Annotated in this window: 9 protein-coding genes; 8 read left to right on the forward strand and 1 reads right to left on the reverse strand. The window is 45.2% G+C overall.

The features are described from left to right. Positions 1 to 54 precede the first annotated feature (54 nt). Both HYN43_RS03525 and HYN43_RS03530 read left to right on the forward strand, forming a co-directional pair. Complete coding sequence (locus tag HYN43_RS03525) at positions 55 to 1,077, forward strand: LacI family DNA-binding transcriptional regulator (protein ID WP_119408144.1); 1,023 nt, start codon at positions 55 to 57, stop codon at positions 1,075 to 1,077. A 252-nt stretch (positions 1,078 to 1,329) separates the two neighbouring features. Then, positions 1,330 to 3,687, forward strand: a complete 2,358-nt coding sequence (locus HYN43_RS03530) for an alpha-L-rhamnosidase-related protein (RefSeq protein ID WP_119408145.1) — start codon at positions 1,330 to 1,332, stop codon at positions 3,685 to 3,687. A gap of 115 nt (positions 3,688 to 3,802) precedes the next feature. On the opposite strand, the gene HYN43_RS03535 is transcribed toward HYN43_RS03530, so the two are convergent. After that, entirely contained in the window at positions 3,803 to 6,727 is a 2,925-nt protein-coding gene (locus tag HYN43_RS03535; RefSeq protein WP_119408146.1) for a ligand-binding sensor domain-containing protein, read from the reverse strand. A 411-nt stretch (positions 6,728 to 7,138) separates the two neighbouring features. On the opposite strand from HYN43_RS03535, the gene HYN43_RS03540 reads away from it, so the two are divergent. From HYN43_RS03540 to HYN43_RS03565, 6 genes are read left to right on the forward strand one after another with little or no spacing between them, the layout of a single operon-like run. After that, positions 7,139 to 10,261, forward strand: coding sequence for a SusC/RagA family TonB-linked outer membrane protein (locus HYN43_RS03540; RefSeq protein ID WP_119408147.1), 3,123 nt, complete (start codon positions 7,139 to 7,141; stop codon positions 10,259 to 10,261). Between the two features lie 18 nt (positions 10,262 to 10,279). Beyond that, positions 10,280 to 11,791, forward strand: a complete 1,512-nt coding sequence (locus HYN43_RS03545; RefSeq protein ID WP_119408148.1) for a RagB/SusD family nutrient uptake outer membrane protein — start codon at positions 10,280 to 10,282, stop codon at positions 11,789 to 11,791. 25 nt (positions 11,792 to 11,816) lie between these two features. Further along, the gene (locus HYN43_RS03550; RefSeq protein ID WP_119408149.1) at positions 11,817 to 13,916 is read left to right on the forward strand and encodes a hypothetical protein; all 2,100 of its coding nucleotides are present in this window, start codon (positions 11,817 to 11,819) and stop codon (positions 13,914 to 13,916) included. Between the two features lie 9 nt (positions 13,917 to 13,925). Then, the gene (locus tag HYN43_RS03555) at positions 13,926 to 14,825 is read left to right on the forward strand and encodes a PKD domain-containing protein (RefSeq protein ID WP_119408150.1); all 900 of its coding nucleotides are present in this window, start codon (positions 13,926 to 13,928) and stop codon (positions 14,823 to 14,825) included. Between the two features lie 4 nt (positions 14,826 to 14,829). Beyond that, a complete protein-coding gene (locus tag HYN43_RS03560) occupies positions 14,830 to 15,879 on the forward strand; it encodes a family 16 glycosylhydrolase (protein WP_119408151.1) in 1,050 nt (349 codons plus the stop codon). A gap of 50 nt (positions 15,880 to 15,929) precedes the next feature. Next, positions 15,930 to 16,823 carry a glycoside hydrolase family 16 protein gene (locus tag HYN43_RS03565; protein WP_119408152.1) on the forward strand — a complete coding sequence of 298 codons (894 nt, stop codon included), beginning with the start codon at positions 15,930 to 15,932 and terminating at the stop codon, positions 16,821 to 16,823. Positions 16,824 to 17,059: the final 236 nt, after the last annotated feature.

Genomic DNA, 17,059 nt, shown 5'->3' on the forward strand with positions numbered 1-17,059 from the left:
TTGTTTAATAATCTGCTATATTGGCTATTATTTTGAAGCAACTCTTATAAGCCGGTGAACAAGAAATTATCTATCGTTGATATAGCGAACGCGTTAAACGTATCTAAAACTACCATTTCCTTTATTTTAAACGGTCGCGCCCAGGAAAAGCGCATTGGCTCCGACCTGGTTGAAAAGGTAATGAAATACGTGGAAGAGGTAGGGTATAAGCCAAATTCGCTGGCCAAGAGTTTGCGTACCGGCAAATCGAATACCATTGGTTTGATGGTTGAAGATATTTCCAACCCCTTTTTTGCCAGCATAGCCCGCTTAATTGAGGACAGGGCCTATAAAAACGGCTATAAAATCATTTATTGCAGTACCGATAACGACACCAATAAAACCAAAGATCTGATCACCATGTTCAGAGACAGGCATGTTGACGGCTACATCATAGCTCCACCCGAAGGTATTGAAAAGGAGATCGAATCGCTCATCAACGATGGTTTGCCGGTGGTATTGTTCGACAGGCATTTACCTTATGTAAATACCGATTTTATCGAAATTAATAACCTGTTCAGTACCTATAACGCTACCAAACATCTTATTGAACAGGGGTTTAAGAATATCGCTTTTGTAACCTTCGCGTCGCAGCAAACCCAGATGCTGGATAGGGTAAAGGGCTATCATGATGCCATGAAAAGCGAAGGATTGAAAGCCAATATCAAAGAGATTGTTTTTAACCAGAACGAGGAGATGATCATGAAGCCCCTTCGCGAGTTTATCAAAACCAATCCCGCAATCGATGCCATACTGTTCGGTACCAACCATATAGGTACCTGCGGTTTAAAAGTAATGCAGGAGCTGGATAAAAAAGCCCCTACAGATATCGCGGTAATCTCCTTTGATGATTATGATGTTTTTGCCCTCCATTCGCCACCGGTAACTGCTATAGCACAGCCGGTTGAAGAAATTGCTGATAATGTGATCAGTGTGTTGCTGGAGAAATTGAATAACAAATTGTCCTTCAATAAATCGCAATCGGTTATTTTGAAAACGGAGTTGAAGATCAGGAAATCGTCGGTTAAAAGTCGCTGATAATCAGTTGGTAAAATAATAATCGTCATTGCGAGGCACGAAGCAATCGCACGTAGGCAAATCCGCCCTGTATAGTTCGCGATTGCTTCTTATCTACCTATGCCATGTTTAAAAACAGGTTGTCATGCAATTTTATCTTTTAAAGCCCCCAATAATCTATTCTATTTAACCACAAGACACCTCATGACAGTTGACAGCTAAAACGATTTTATATTTGATCGTGTTGCTTCAAAATATACACACAACCAATTAATGAAACCTTACTTATTGTCAATATTACTCATGCTGGCTTTGTTGCCGGCGCGGAAAACTTTTGCCCAAACACCGGAAGCCGAAAATTCATCCAGGCAGTGGAATGCACAATGGATTGCTGTTCCGGGTGATAACGGCACCAGCTATGGCGTATTTTATTTTCGGAAAAGTATCAACCTCGCTTTGAAGCCTGCAAGCTTCAAAGTACATGTATCGGCAGATAACCGGTACAAACTCTACGTTAATGGCAAACTGGTATCACTTGGTCCGGCAAGGGGAGATACCTATTATTGGAACTATGAAACGGTTGATCTCGCACCATATTTATCTGCCGGGGAAAATACAGTAGCCGCCTTGGTGTGGAATGAAGGGCAATATAGCCCGGCGGCGCAAATCAGCTATCGTACAGGATTTATTTTACAGGGAAACTCTCCGGCCGAGGAGGTACTGAATACTAACAATACCTGGAAATGTATGCGCGATAACGGGCATACACCCGTGCCCGGTTACTTTTTTGCAGCCAGTAAAGGTGAAATGGTAGATTTCAGGCAGGCAGTTAAAGGCGATTGGACAGCAACTAATTACGATGACACCTTGTGGCGTACTGCCGATAAAGTAGGCGATGGCAGGCTTAAAGGCACTGCCTGGGGAATAGAATGGGCTTTGGTGCCATCAACCTTGCCTGCACGCGAAATGACCTATCAGCGGCTTCAGAAATTAAGGGCTGCGGTTGGTGCGGACGTGCCAGCGGTTTTTCCTCAGCAAAAAGCCGCTGTTACTATTCCTGCAAATACAACGGCGGTGCTTTTGCTCGATCAAACTTTTGAAACCAACGCTTATGTAACCCTCAATTTCAGCGGAGGAAAAGATGCTGCAATGTCGCTCGGTTATGCCGAATCGCTGTATAAAAAAGGAAGCAAAGGCGTTATTAAAGGCAACCGCGATGAGGTAGAAGGTAAGGAGTTTGTAGCAAGGATAGATAGTTTGATATCCGATGGCAGCCCGGGACAATCGTACACCACCTTAAATTTTCGCACCTATCGGTACATCAGGCTGATTGTGAAAACCCAAAACGAGCCGCTGATTATCGACGACTTGTACGGCACTTTTACCGGCTATCCCTTTAAACGGAGTTCGGTATTGAATACCGATAACACCGAGATCAACAAAATGCTGGATATTGGCTGGCGTACGGCGCGTCTCAATGCCTGGGAAACCTATACCGATTGTCCTTACTACGAGCAGTTGCAGTACATTGGCGATACCCGGATCCAGGCCATGATATCGTACTACAATACAAGCGATAACCGCCTCGCCCGAAATGCCCTTACCCAAATGGATCATTCGAGGCTCCCCGAAGGCGTAACGGCCAGTTGCTACCCCTCAAGAGGCACACAGGTGATCTCGCCATTTTCACTATGGTACATCGGCATGCTGCACGACTATTGGATGTACCGTGGCGACGACGATTTTATTAAAAACAAACTGCCCGGCGAAAGGGGAGTGCTTGATTTTTTCAGCAAATACCAGCAGGCCGATGGCTCATTAAAGAATACCCCATACTGGGCATTTGTTGATTGGGCCGGCAATATGTGGGGCGAGGTAAAAGGAAAAGACGGGAGTGCGGCTATCTACGATTTGCAATTACTTTGGGCCTACCAGTGGGCTGCCGATATGGAAGTAAAGATAGGTTTGAAAGACTACGCTAATATTTATAACCAGAAAGCGATTCAGCTAAAAGCTACTATTCAGCGTAAGTACTGGGATCCGGCTAAAAAACTATATGCCGATACCAAAGAAAAAAATGGTTATTCGCAACATGTAAACAGCCTCGCTATACTTACCGGTATGCTCAACGGCGCGGAGATGACTACGGTTGCCAAACGGATGCTTACCGATACCTCTTTAACCCAATGCTCGGTTTATTTTAAGTACTACCTCAACATGGCGCTGGTAAAAGCCGGTTTAGGTAATGATTATATGAACTGGCTGGATATTTACCGCCAAAATATGGCCATGGGCCTAACCACCTGGGCCGAGTATTCGGATATCAACACTTCCCGGTCTGATTGTCATGCCTGGGGCGCAAGTCCGAATATTGAATTTTTTCGCACGGTGTTGGGGATTGATAGTTATGCGCCGGGTTTCAGTAAGGTGAAGATTGAGCCTCATTTGGGTGCATTTAAAAATATTGGTGGAGAAATACCTCATCCTAAGGGCAAAGTTGCGGCCGATTATAAATGGGAGAATGGTAAATGGCTAATAAATATCAGTTTGCCGAAAGGAACTACTGGTGTGTTGGTTTGGAAAGAAAAGCAGTATGTTTTGAAAGCGGGCAGTAATTCGTTTAAGATTTAACGAACTAATCTACTAATCTGCCGCGGGTTACGCTGTCGCTAAACCCGCGGTAGATTGTGTTCCCACAGGCTACGATATCGCTAAACCTGCGATAGTTAGGTAGTGTGGAATGGTATTATTTCATACACTCCCGCTGTATCTCAAACAAAAACTCAAACAAATTAACCTCGGTAGGAATTTGCAGCTTTTTGCGTAAGCGATACCTGCTAATTTCCACTCCACGCACCGAGATGGCCATTAACTGTGCTATCTCCTTGCTGGATAAATTCATGATGAGATAAGCGCAAAGCTTCAGTTCCTGTTGATTGATGGTTGGGTAGCGGTCTTTAATAACGGTTAAAAAATCGGCGTGTACTTTATTAAAGTGCATGCTAAACTGCTCCCATTCCTCGTTAATCTTATTCTCTTCGGTAAGCAGGCGCAGTAGTTTTTTAATCTCGGATGTTTCAACCACCTCTTTGCCTGATTTGTGCAGCCGTTGCAGCTCTTCCTTCACTTTAACCAGGAACTCCTTTTTCTGCACCAGGTTCATGGCCGTCGAGGCCAGTTCGGAATTTTTAAACTCAATCTCGCTTTCCAGTTTTTCGTTTTTGAGTTTTACCAGTTCTTTTTCAGATCGTTCCAGTTTTATCTGGTGCTGATAGGCCATCTGGCGTTGTTCTTCTTCATTTTTTTGTTGCTGCGCGAGGAGACGTTTCTCGTTGTTGCGAATGTGCCGTTTTTCCTGCAGGCGATAAAAGTAATAAATGAGGTAAGCGAATATCCCCAGATAAATAATATAAGCCAACACGCTTTGGTACCATGGCGGGTTGATAGTGAACGAATAAACAGCCTCGGGCGAAATATTATCATGATGATTACGCGCCCTTACTTTAAACGTATAGCTGCCAGCCGATAAGTTGGTATAATCCTTCTCCGTTTTCTTTGACCACTCCGACCACTCCTTATCAAAGCCAACCAAATAATAACTGTATTCTATGTTAGATTGCTCTTCAAATACCGGTGTGGAATATTCAAAATGAAGCGAGTTCCAAATGAAACTTAAGGATGGCATGGCATCGGCCGTTTGTTTGTTATCGTCATTTACATTGCCAAAATACCCTCCAAATAACAAGCTATCGGCACCAGCGTTTGCTTTTGCCTTGCGTATATAAGTTTTAAGCGGATGGATGTTTTGTTTATACCGGGCGTAGTTGATATGGTAAAAACCATTCTCGCCGCCAACAAAAATATTGTTCTCATTTACCGGAAATACATTTTCAAAACCGCTCAAGATCCTGCGGCTTAGTTCGGGGATGTAGATGATAGTTGGTTTAGGGCCCGAATAATCGGCTACGCCGATGTTCTTTTCCTGCACAAACCAGATATTGCCTGATGGATCTTCTTTCAGGTACCTTAAGCCCAATGTGCCGAATACGTTTTTATATTGGGCAGAGATATTGAACTTATCGGTTGTTTTGTTGTACTCATAGATGCCTTTTTGCGTGGCTATCACCACCTTGCCTTTTATCTTAAATACAAAATTATCAAGCGTTGAAGGTAATCCATCGGCCTGGGTGTAAACACGCAATTTCGACGCTCCCGGAACCAATCTATAAACACCGCGATACGGGTGTGAAGTCCAGATATTGTTGTCATCATCAATCTCCACAAAGCGAGCCGATTCTCTATAAGTGTTATTTACGCTCCCTTTATTAATGAGCGTGTTATTTGAATCGCTAAACAAGCGCACACCATTGTAATTGCCCGAGGCAATATATCCGGCCCCATTTAACTTAAGCGACCGGTAAACCCAGTACCCCGAACTTTTATCTATAGCTTGCAGCTTACCATTTATAATCTGGTAAGCCCCGTCATCGGCCCCGGCGAGTAATTTGTTGTCCACCACCGAAAGGTTCCAGGAAAGGATCTGCGATAGGGCCCTGAAATTGTTGGGGGTATAACTCAAATCGATATTATTAAGCGCAGGTAGCTCATAAATCCCGTTAGAGAGCGCGAAGTACAGCTTATGATCAAAAGCTGCTACCGAGAACCCGCCGCCATCTTTGAACGCCGCCAGGTTGATATGTTTCACAGCATTATTATAGGCGATGAAGTCGATACCGTTATCAAGGCCCAGCCAAACATTATGGTTATTATCCATAAACATGCTGCGCACGTTGCTGTTTTGGAGCCCTTCTTTTTTGGACATGTTTTCAATTACATTCCCCCGCTTGTTTACCTGGTAAACACCATTGGCGTAAGTGCCTATCAAGTAAGTCCCATCGCCCAACATCACCACGCCCGAAAAATGCTCATGATTATCAATCCCGAAGCCATTGATATTCCAACTGCTTAGTTTATTACCGCTTAGTATATAGATGCCGTTTTTTGCTGTAGTAACCAGGCTCGAATCTTTATTGATAGCTGTAATGCCGGTAATGAAAAAGCCTCCGGGTAGGTTCTTTTTATCAATCAGTGTTTGCCAGTTCCCGTTTTTAAAAGTGGCAATGCCACGCTGCTCATCATGGGCTATCAGTTGTTTTTGGTATGATCCTAATGAAAGCCATGACGAGTAAGGCGCGTACGAATTTATTTTCCCGTTATGATATCTGAAGATTTTGTTCCTTGACCGGAAGAAAACATCATCACCATAACAGGCAATATCCCAAATATCCGAAAACTGCCGATCGGCTTTTGGCAACAGATTTTTTAGCGAAGTAAATTGCAGCAAGCCATTCTTCCCGGGCGAAAAATACCCGAACTCGTCCTGCCCGCCTGCGTACAGCTTTTTATCCTTTCCAAATTCAATCGACCATACAATAGTTTTATTGGGCAGCGGGTAAAGTTGCCAGTAAGCTCCGTCAAAAACCAGCACGCCTTCGTTATTGGCAAAGTACATGCGGCCCTGCGCGTCTTGGATGATCTTCCAGTTTTGGGTGCCTGCGTTGTATTGTTTTTTTTCATAGTTAACCGTTTCCCGCTGGCCAATATAGGTTTGGGAATACGAGGTTAGGTTGCCCGCAAGCAGTATGAAAACAAAAACAATAAGTAAACGCATATAGGTTTTTGCAGGCGAAAGCCCAACATTTTATTAAATGTATCAAAGATGCGGCGAATATCAATTATTACAACAAAAATTTCAAGGTGTGTGGTAGTGATGTAGTCCGAAATTTCACTGTGGGTTAACCGGTGTATACATTTGGAGCCATAAACCCAATGCCCCGGCATTATTATTTAACCAAAAGTATCAACCTGTAAATGAGTTATTTAAACTTATGTAAACCTCGTGTTGCATTTGCGCAGCCATGCAATTGCTTTGTAGCGATTGTGCATGAGGTATTGCCAAGCTTTCCACCCTGAAAAATGAAAACCACCAATATGTTTAGTGCTATATGCACCGCCCAAGGGATGTAACGATCAGCCCAGCGGCCTTAAACCAATTATATTAATAACCTAAAATTTAAACTCTATGCAATTAAAATTACGTTTTTGTATATGCCTTGCATTGCTGTTCTGTTTAGCAGGCAGGGCTTATTCCCAAACGCTCCGCATAACTGGTAAGGTTACGGAGAAAAAGACCGGCGATCCGGTTCCCGGAGCAACAGTTGCTGTTAAAGGCACCACCAATGGTACCGTTACTGATGTTAACGGAAAATACTTTTTACAAATACCGCAGGGCGGCGCAACTATAGTAGTATCATTTATCGGTATGACGCCTATTGAACGCCAGGTAACCCAGGCCGGCGAGGTGAACTTCGCCCTTGAAGATGCCGCCGCCAACGCTTTGAACGAGGTTGTGGTAGTTGGTTACGGTACCCAAAAAGTAACCAATGTATCGGGCGCTATCTCGGTAGTAAAAGCAAGCGATATCAAAAAACTCACCCCGCTACGTGCCGAAGAAGCCCTGCAAGGCCAGGCATCAGGTATTACCGTGATCCAGAGTGGTTCGCCGGGTTCAAAGCCTACGGTGCAGGTACGTGGTATCCCGTCGTTTTCAGGTAACGACCCAACGGTAATCATTGATGGCTCGGTACAAACCTTAACTGATTTCAATTCGATCAACCCATTGGATATCGAATCCATCAACGTATTGAAGGATGCTGCTTCAACAGCTATTTACGGCTTAAAGGGCGGTAACGGCGTAATTGTGGTTACCACCAAATCGGGCGGTAAAAATCAGAAAACACAGATCAGTATCAATGCTAACTACGGCGTACAAAGCGTACTGCATAAAGTTGGCGTATTGAACGCTACCGAGTACGGCGCTATTGTTAACGAGGGTAGTGTGACATCAGGCGGTCCGGTCATTTTCCCTGATCTTTCTATCCTTGGTGTAGGTACCGACTGGCAAGACCAGGTTTTCCATACCGCGCCAATGCAAACACACAACCTTTCGGCCAGTGGCGGCAGTGATAAAATGCAATACTTTATCTCGGCCGGTTATCAAAGCCAGGGCGGTATTGTTGGTGGTTACGATAAATCGAGATTTAACAGGGGCAACTTTACAGCCAATTTAAGTTTTGACCTTACCTCGAAACTTAAATTTTTGGTAAACGCCACAGATGTTATACTGAGCGGCCGTTCGGTACAGGAAAACTCATTTAACAGTATCCTGGGCAGCGCCTTAAACTTTGACCCAACTGTTCCGGTTGCTAATAACGATCCTAACACGGTTGGTAAATATGGTTACAGTAACCTCATCCTGTCGGAAGTATTTAACCCACTTACCAAGCTCGATAATACTTATAACCGCAATACAGGCAATAAGCTGTACGGTAAATTCGAGGCTCAATACGATGTTATTAAAGGCCTGAAACTAAACAGCCGTTTCGGTTACACCAAGTACGATGACAACTCGAAAAACTTTACCCCGCTGATATTTTACGGACCGCAAAACGTGAACAATACCATGAATGCCGATGGCACAACGGTAACAGGTTCGCACAGCAGCATATCGCAAACAAAAAACAGCAATTTTAATTACACCTGGGAGTCATTTGCCAACTACAACTTTAACGTAGCAAAAGATCATCACTTTGAAACCGTAGCAGGTTTTTCGATGGCTAAAACCAGCGGAAACGGCATGAATGCCAGCAGGCAGGATGTACCTTTCAACTCATGGCAATTTGCCGATTTCAGCGCTGCTACCGGTACTAACACTGCCGATAACCTGAACGCTGTAACCGGTTCATATTACCAGTATTTTAAACGCAACCTGTCATATTTCGGTCGCGCCAATTACGATTATAAAGGTAAATACCTGGCGTCGTTCTCTGCCCGTCGCGATGGTTCATCGGCTTTTGGTAAGGATAATAAGTTTGCCAACTTCTACGCCGGTTCACTGGGCTGGGTAGTGAGCAGTGAAGATTTCTTTAAAGTTCCCTTTATTGATTACTTGAAAATCCGCGGCAGCTACGGTTCAACTGGTAACGAAAACGTTAGCCCGGTTTATGTATCGATAGTAACCGGCGGTCCTGATTATGGTCCTACTGCCAACAGTAACGGTTATAACTTCAGCAATATTTTCTATCCGGGTTCAACTGTAGGTTCGGCAGCCAATAACAGCCTGGCCTGGGAAAAGCAGTTGCAAAGCAACGCGGGTTTTGACCTTACCTTGTTTAAAGGCAAGATCTCTTTATCTGCCGATTATTTTGAGAAACGTGTAAGCGGTTTATTGTTCACCCCTTCAGTATCGCTATACCTGGGTACCATCCCGCCGCCTACGGCTAATATCGGTTCAACCAAAACCAATGGTGTTGATATTACCTTGGGCTATAACGAAACCATTAATAAAGACCTCAAATTCAGCAATAACTTCACCTTTACAACCAGTAAAAACATAGTTACGGCAACCAATACCGATGGTACTGCACGTATAACCGGTGGCAGCTACTTTAACGGCCAGTCGCAAACGGTTACTGTTTTTGAAAAAGGCCATACGCCGGGCTATTTCTACGGATATAAAACCGCCGGCATTTTCCAAAGCATGGCCGAAATTGCCGCGGCTCCAACGCAGGATGGCGCTCAGCCTGGTGATATCCGCTATGTAGATATTAATCACGATGGCAAGATTACGGCTGCCGATCAAACACAAATTGGTAATCCCTTCCCTAAATTTACTTTAGGGTGGAACCTGAGCGTATCGTACAAAAGCTTTGATTTTAGCGCTTTCACCTATGCTTCAATAGGTAATGATGTGTACAGGGCTTATGAGCGTAACCAAAACTACACCAACAAGTTCCGCAACGTGCTGGCCCGTTGGACTGGTCCCGGATCAACCAACGATGCCCGCTACCCAAGGTACTCGTTTAACGACCCGAACAGCAATATCCGCGTATCCGACAGGTATGTAGAGGATGGCACATTTGTAAAAATCAAAAACATCCAGTTGGGTTATACGCTGCCAAAATCATTCGGGCGCAATGTGTTTAAAAGCATCCGCATTTACGGCCAGGTTAAAAACGCCTTCACCTTTACCAAATACACAGGCTTCGATCCGGAAATTGCCGGCGACGTAATGGATACCGGTATCGACCGTGGCGCTTACCCGCAAGCCCGCATGTACGCCTTTGGTATCGACATTAAGCTATAAACCTAAAACAGACAAAAAATGAAGAAGATATATATACGTTTTGCAGGTATGGCTTTGCTGATGGCCATGGCCGGCTCATGTAAAAAATTTGTAGACTATAACCCACACGAGGATTTCAAAGTAACCGACCAGGATTACCTGAAAACCGAAACCGATTACCGCACCATGGCGGTGAGTGCCTACACCCCGCTGCAATGGTTAAACCAAATGGTACCGGTGGGCGATATCGCCTCGGATAACTCGGTAGCAGGCGGCGAGGCAGCATCAGATGTACTGTCGTTACAACAAATTGACGATTACACGCTTACCCCGGTAAACTCAACCCTTACCGATTTATGGCAGGTATCGTACGAGGGTATTAACCGTACCAATTACCTCACTCAATATAAAGACAAAAACCCCGGCGGCCAGGCCATCAGCTTTACAGGCAAGGATGCGCTTTATGGTGAGATCACTTTTCTGCGCGCCTACTACTATTTTTCATTGGTAAGGATGTTTGGCGATGTGCCTTTGTTTACCGACAGGCGTTTAGAGGTAAAAGATTCAAAAACTTTAAAACGCAGCCCTAAAGCCGATGTGTACAAGCAAATTGAAGCCGATTTGAACAGTGCTATCGCTGTGTTGCCAACTATCCAATCGCAAAAAGGCCGTGTTACCAAATATGCTGCACAAGCTATGTTGGGTAAGGTTTATTTGTACGAGAATAAGTTTGATGATGCAAAAACAGTATTGGAAAGTGTGATCAGCAATGGCGGCTTTACTTTAGTTCCGGATTTTGCTTCGATATTTTTGGCGGCTGGGGAAAACGGGGCAGAGTCTGTTTTTGAAATTCAGTACAGCAACAACTCGCCTTATTATAACTGGGGAGGCCAAACTCGTGGCCAGGGTAATTACTCGGTACAGCAATGCGGCATCCGTGGATTGAATGGTTCGGCCGATATGCCTTATGCGGCAGGCTGGAGCACCAATTTGCCTACGCAGGATCTGGCCAATGCTTACGCGGCCGGCGATAAACGTAAAGCCATCACCACTTTCGATATCGAGGCTTATAAAAATGCCAATCCATCATTCAACATTACTTACCAGGTAGCGCCTTATAAAAACACAGGTTTGTACAATGGCAAATACCTGCCGCGTAAAGGTGAAACATCTGGCCAGGTGGAGCTGAACTACCTCAACAATTTCAGGACATTACGTTATGCCGAGGTTTTATTGATGGCTGCCGAAGCTGAAAACCGCGCAGGTTCGCCAAATGATACCAAGGCGCAAGGCTTCCTGAACCAGGTACGTGCCCGTGCTTTTGGTGATGCCACTCATAACATCACCTCAACCGGCGCAACCTTAAAACAAGCCATTTGGGATGAAAGAAGGCTGGAGCTGGGTATGGAAGGCGATCGCTTTTTCGACCTGGTGCGCACCGGGCAGGCTGCCGCGAAGATCACGGGGTTTAAAACCGGTAAAAATGAAGTATTCCCTATACCGCAGCAGGAAGTGGATATTTCAGGGTTAACACAAAATCCGGGATATTAATCATTAACCTTAAACGAAAAAGATCATGAAATCAATGAAATATATTTTAGGTATTTCCCTGATGCTGGCCATAGCGGCAGGCTGTAAAAAGGAGGAATTTACCGATACCTCATTCGCCAAAAATGCCCCCGAACCCGGCAAATTATCGGTGCTGTTTGATATTACGCATGATAATACCGGTTTGGTAACCATCACTCCCAATGGCGAAGGCGCGTCATCGTACGATGTGTACCTGGGCGATGGCGGCGATACCTATGTTAAAGTAGCCGCGGGCAAAAGCACGCAGCATAAATATGCCGAAGGTAATTATACTGTTAAAATTGTTGGTCATAACCTGAGCGGCAAAACCACTACATTAACCCAGCCGCTAACCGTAGCTTTCAGGGCACCTGAAAACTTAAAGGTGACTTTAGCTACCGATGGCTTAAACCTGAGCGTTGCTGCCACTGCCGATTATGAAACTTTGTTTAAAGTGGCTTATGGCGATTCGACAGCTACCAATCCGGTTCCATCGGTATCATTTTTAGAAGGCCAGACTGTTAAGCATGCTTACGCGGGTGCCGGTACTTACACCGTAAAAGTGACAGCACTTAGCGGCGGCGCGGCAACAACTATATTTACGCAAGCTGTTAAAGTTGGCAAGCAGTTAGATTTGCCGGTCACTTTTGATGACCCTAATTACGATTACACGCTGAGCGATTTCGGCAACAACCAATCATCTTTAGCTGCCGATCCAACCAACGCTGCCAATAAGGTAATGAAAACCCTGAAACCTGCGGGTGCCGAAGTTTGGGCGGGTACCACTTTGGGTACAGCATCTGGCTTTGCCACAAAAATTCCGCTTACCGCTGCGTATGCTAAAATGAGCGTGAGGGTTTACTCGCCTGCTGCCGGTTTGGATATTAAGCTGAAAGTAGAAGATCATGCCAACGGCAACCACGCGGTTGAAACCGATGTGCTCACCACCAAAGCCAATGCATGGGAAACCCTAATATTCGACTTTAGCAAACAAGCCGCTGGTACACCGGCCTTCGACGCCACGTATACTTATGATAAAGCTTCGATCTTCTTCGACTTTGGTAATGGAGGTAGCGGTAAGGTATTCTACTCGGATGATTTCCAGATGTTAGTTGCCCCGCCAACCCTGAAACAGATTAACCTGCCGGTAACTTTTGATGCTACCGATGTTGACTACACTGTAACCGATTTTGGCAACAACCAAACTGTTAACGGAGTTGACCCAACCAACGCGGCCAATAAAGTTAAATTAACCACGAAACCTAACGGAGCCGAAACATGGGCTGGAACAACTTTGGGTACAACCGGTTTTTCTGCCAAAGTACCGCTTACCGCCACCTCAACTAAAATGAGTGTAAGGGTATATTCGCCTGCGGCAGGTATCGATATTAAACTGAAACTGGAAGATCATACCAATGGTGCAAAATCAGTAGAAACCGATGTGCTAACCACTAAGGCTAATGCATGGGAAACGTTAACCTTCGACTTCACCAAGAACTCGGCAGGTACACCGGCGCTTGATTTATCTACCAACTACGATAAAGCTTCCATTTTCTTCGATTTTGGAAATACAGGCAACGGCAAGAAGTTTTATTGGGATGATGTAATGTTTATAGCGCCTGATCCTGGTTCGACCGTGCTGGGTTTACCGCTTACTTTCGAGTCATCAACAGTAACCTACAACTTTACTGATTTTGCGGGGGGTGTACTTTCTGTAGTGAATAACCCGCACGCAACCGGTATCAACACCAGCGCCAAAGTTGCACAAATGGTTAAATATAACGGCGAAACCTACGGCGGCAGCTTTATTACGCTTGATAACCCGATAGATTTTTCGACCAAAAAAACCTTTAAAATGAAGGTTTACTCACCGCGCGCGGGTGCTAAGGTATTATTGAAGGTAGAGAATTTGACCGATGGCAGCACCTCGTTTGAAAAAGAAGTATCAACCACCACGGCCAACGCCTGGGAAGAACTCACATTTGATTACAGCGGTATCAACACGGCAAAATCCTACCAAAAAATAGTGCTGATTTTTGATAACGGCACGAAAGGCGATGGATCTGCCAATTATACTTTCCTGTTAGATGATATCACCCTTAATTAATAACAGATCATGAAAATCAACATAAAAGCAATAGCGATAATTATTATAGCGGCTGTTATTGGTTATAGCAGCTGTAAAAAGCCCGAATATTCGTTCGGGCAACTCACCAGCCCGTCGGATTTAAAACTGACCGTGGTGGTGGATAGCGCCGATGCCGCCAACCCGGCAGGTATGGGCAGTGGGAAGGTGAAAATAACCCTGGCCTCCAACAACACCATCACCTACAGGGTTGACCTTGGCGACGGCCGTACACAGGTGATGGGTGCCGGTACAACTACCGTAAAATACAACAGCCCCGGTACAAACGATTATACCATTACAGTTAACGCGGTGGGTACAGGTGGCAGCACCTCAACCATCAGCAAAAAAGTGAGTGTGTTTGTAGCCTTTGTTATCCCTGCGGATATATTGAGCAACCTAACTGGTGGTTCGTCAAAAGTATGGGTTACCGATAGAACAAATCCTGGCCACGTAGGTGTTGGGCCGGCAGATGGTTTTACACCTTCTTACTATGCTGCTGCTCCTAATGAGCGTGCCGAGTGTTTGTATGATGATGAGATCACTTTCATCAAAAACGCCAACAATACCGTAAGCATGAGCATCAATAACAAAGGGCAATCGTTCTTTATCGGTGCTTCAACCGTATTCTACGGAAAATCGGGTGGTGATAATTGCTATGATATTGATGTATCGGGTGTTCGGAACCTTAGCTTTATGAATGCTACTTCGGGGTCAAATTCAACAAACTCTACCGGTTACCAGTTTTTGGTTCCTGGTAACGGTTTGATCAATTTTGGTACCGGTGGCAATACTTACGAGATCTTGTCGCTCACCTCAACACAAATATTCCTGCGCAACATCGGTATCGACGGCCTGGCCTGGTATCAGAAATTAAAAGTTAAACCGTAACAACATGAAAAATTTACGCATATCATTATTCATTATGTTAGCCTCAGTTCTTTTTGCCGCATGCGGCAAAAAGAACGAGGGACTGGGTTCGGTAGGTACACCGCCTAAAGGGCTCGACCTGAAAGCCGTGGTAGCAACCGATGGCAGCGGTAACGTTGCCTTCACTGCCACCGCAACCAACGCGGTAAGCTATGAGTTTGATTTGGGCAACGGCAGTTTCCAAAACTCCACCAATGGCTCCATCACCTATAAATACCTTGCCGAGGGTAGCTATACTGTTAAAGTGACGGCCAAAAGCAGCACAGGCAGTACCGCGTCGAAAACGGTATCGTTCAACATATCGTTCACCAGCACCGGCGGGCCAACGCCTACCTGGTCGGAAGAGTTTAATACTGATGGCGCGCCTAACCCATCTGTTTGGGGCTATAACCTTGGTGCAGGTGGCTGGGGCAATAACGAACTGGAGTATTATACCGATAGGGCTACCAACGTAGTTGTATCGGGTGGTACTTTGAAAATTACCGCCAAGAAAGAAGATTACATGGGCAGCGCTTACACTTCGGCCCGTATAGTTACCGAGAACAAGCAGGTATTTAAATATGGCCGTTTAGAGATCAAAGCTAAACTTCCGGCCGGTAAAGGTACCTGGCCAGCTATCTGGATGTTGGGCAGCAACTACGCTACTTCGCCCTGGCCTGCCTGCGGCGAGATGGATATTATGGAACATATTGGTAACAACCTGAACCACATCCTCGGCACATTACATTATCCTGGTCATTCGGGTGGTAATGGTAATGGTGGCGCAACAGATATCACCAACGCTACAACCGAGTTTCATGTGTATGCCTTGGATTGGTCGCCAACCACAATTAAAATCTCGGTGGATGGTAATGTATTCCATACCGTAGCTAATGACGGTACGCTACCATTTAACCAAAACTTCTTCCTGATACTGAACGTGGCCATGGGTGGCAACCTGGGCGGCGCAGTTGATCCGGGCTTTAGCAGCGGTACAATGGAGGTTGATTACGTAAGGTTCTATAAAACAAATTAATAAAACGGCCGGGCTGCAAGGCCCGGCTATTTAATCCCCTAATATAATTTATGGAACTAAATAAATACAGACACAACCGGATTGTAGCGCTTTTATTCGCCGCTGTTTCGGTATCAGGCTGCTCGGCACAAAAGAAATCTACCATTGCTACTTCAAAAGGTAAAGTGGTTTTTTTTGATGATTTTAACGCCGATAATATAGACCGCAACAAATGGAACTTTGAGATAACCGGCAAAAACAACCATTTTAATGATGAGTTGCAGGCTTATGTAGATACGCCTTCAACAGCATTTATTGTGCATGGGGCCGATGCCGAAGGTGCCGATGGAGGCGCTTTGGTGATCCGTCCGCAATCGTCACCGGGCTTTGTTACCAAGGATGGCCAGAACTTTGATTTTATATCGAGCCGGATGACCACCCAAAACAAATTCCAGTTTACTTACGGCACAGCCGAGGCCCGCATTAAACTACCTGATGGCGCAGGCTTTTGGCCGGCCTGGTGGCTGCTTGGCACCGGCGAATGGCCCCACACCGGCGAAACCGATATTATGGAGTACATTGGCGAAAAGGACTGGGTAAGCGCAGCCGTACACGGTAGCGGCTACAGTGGCGAAACACCGTTTGTTAACCGCCTTTACCTCGATGCCAATAACGATGTAACCCACTGGCACACCTACGCGGTGGATTGGACACCCGATGAATTGCTGTTTAAGTATGATGGTAAACTGATGTTCCGGGTAACCAAAACCATGGCACAGCATTATGGTAAATGGGTATTTGATAATCAGCAATACCTCATCCTTAATTTTGCTTTAGGCGGAGGATACCCGGTAAAGATAAACGGCATTAAAAAGCCTTATGGCATGCCCGAATCTTCTGTAGAAATGGTAAAAAACGGCCAGGCCAAAATGCTGGTGGATTGGGTGCGGGTAACCCAAAGATAATAGCCCCTTATGAATGGAAACGCCGTCGGTAAGTAATTACCGGCGGCTTTCTTGTTTTAATGAGGTGGGATACTGTAAAAACGAATTGTCATTTCGACGAACAGCGGGGGGAAGCGTGCAAGGGTGAGGAGAAATCTTGAACGTCCTGCTTTAACGAATGAATAGCAGCTTACAAGAGTAATAGCCCATCATTAGACGTTATGCAAAATCATCGCCCGCATATTGACTCACCCCGA

This window comes from Mucilaginibacter celer (genome assembly GCF_003576455.2).
In the GTDB taxonomy this organism is placed as follows: domain Bacteria; phylum Bacteroidota; class Bacteroidia; order Sphingobacteriales; family Sphingobacteriaceae; genus Mucilaginibacter; species Mucilaginibacter celer.

Bases quoted from the DNA above. Each gene is read 5' to 3' on its own strand.
- HYN43_RS03530 (WP_119408145.1), top strand. From the start codon at position 1,330: ATGAAACCTTACTTATTGTCAATATTACTCATGCTGGCTTTGTTGCCG.
- HYN43_RS03535 (WP_119408146.1), bottom strand. From the start codon at position 6,727: ATGCGTTTACTTATTGTTTTTGTTTTCATACTGCTTGCGGGCAACCTA.
- HYN43_RS03540 (WP_119408147.1), top strand. From the start codon at position 7,139: ATGCAATTAAAATTACGTTTTTGTATATGCCTTGCATTGCTGTTCTGT.
- HYN43_RS03545 (WP_119408148.1), top strand. From the start codon at position 10,280: ATGAAGAAGATATATATACGTTTTGCAGGTATGGCTTTGCTGATGGCC.
- HYN43_RS03550 (WP_119408149.1), top strand. From the start codon at position 11,817: ATGAAATCAATGAAATATATTTTAGGTATTTCCCTGATGCTGGCCATA.
- HYN43_RS03555 (WP_119408150.1), top strand. From the start codon at position 13,926: ATGAAAATCAACATAAAAGCAATAGCGATAATTATTATAGCGGCTGTT.
- HYN43_RS03560 (WP_119408151.1), top strand. From the start codon at position 14,830: ATGAAAAATTTACGCATATCATTATTCATTATGTTAGCCTCAGTTCTT.
- HYN43_RS03565 (WP_119408152.1), top strand. From the start codon at position 15,930: ATGGAACTAAATAAATACAGACACAACCGGATTGTAGCGCTTTTATTC.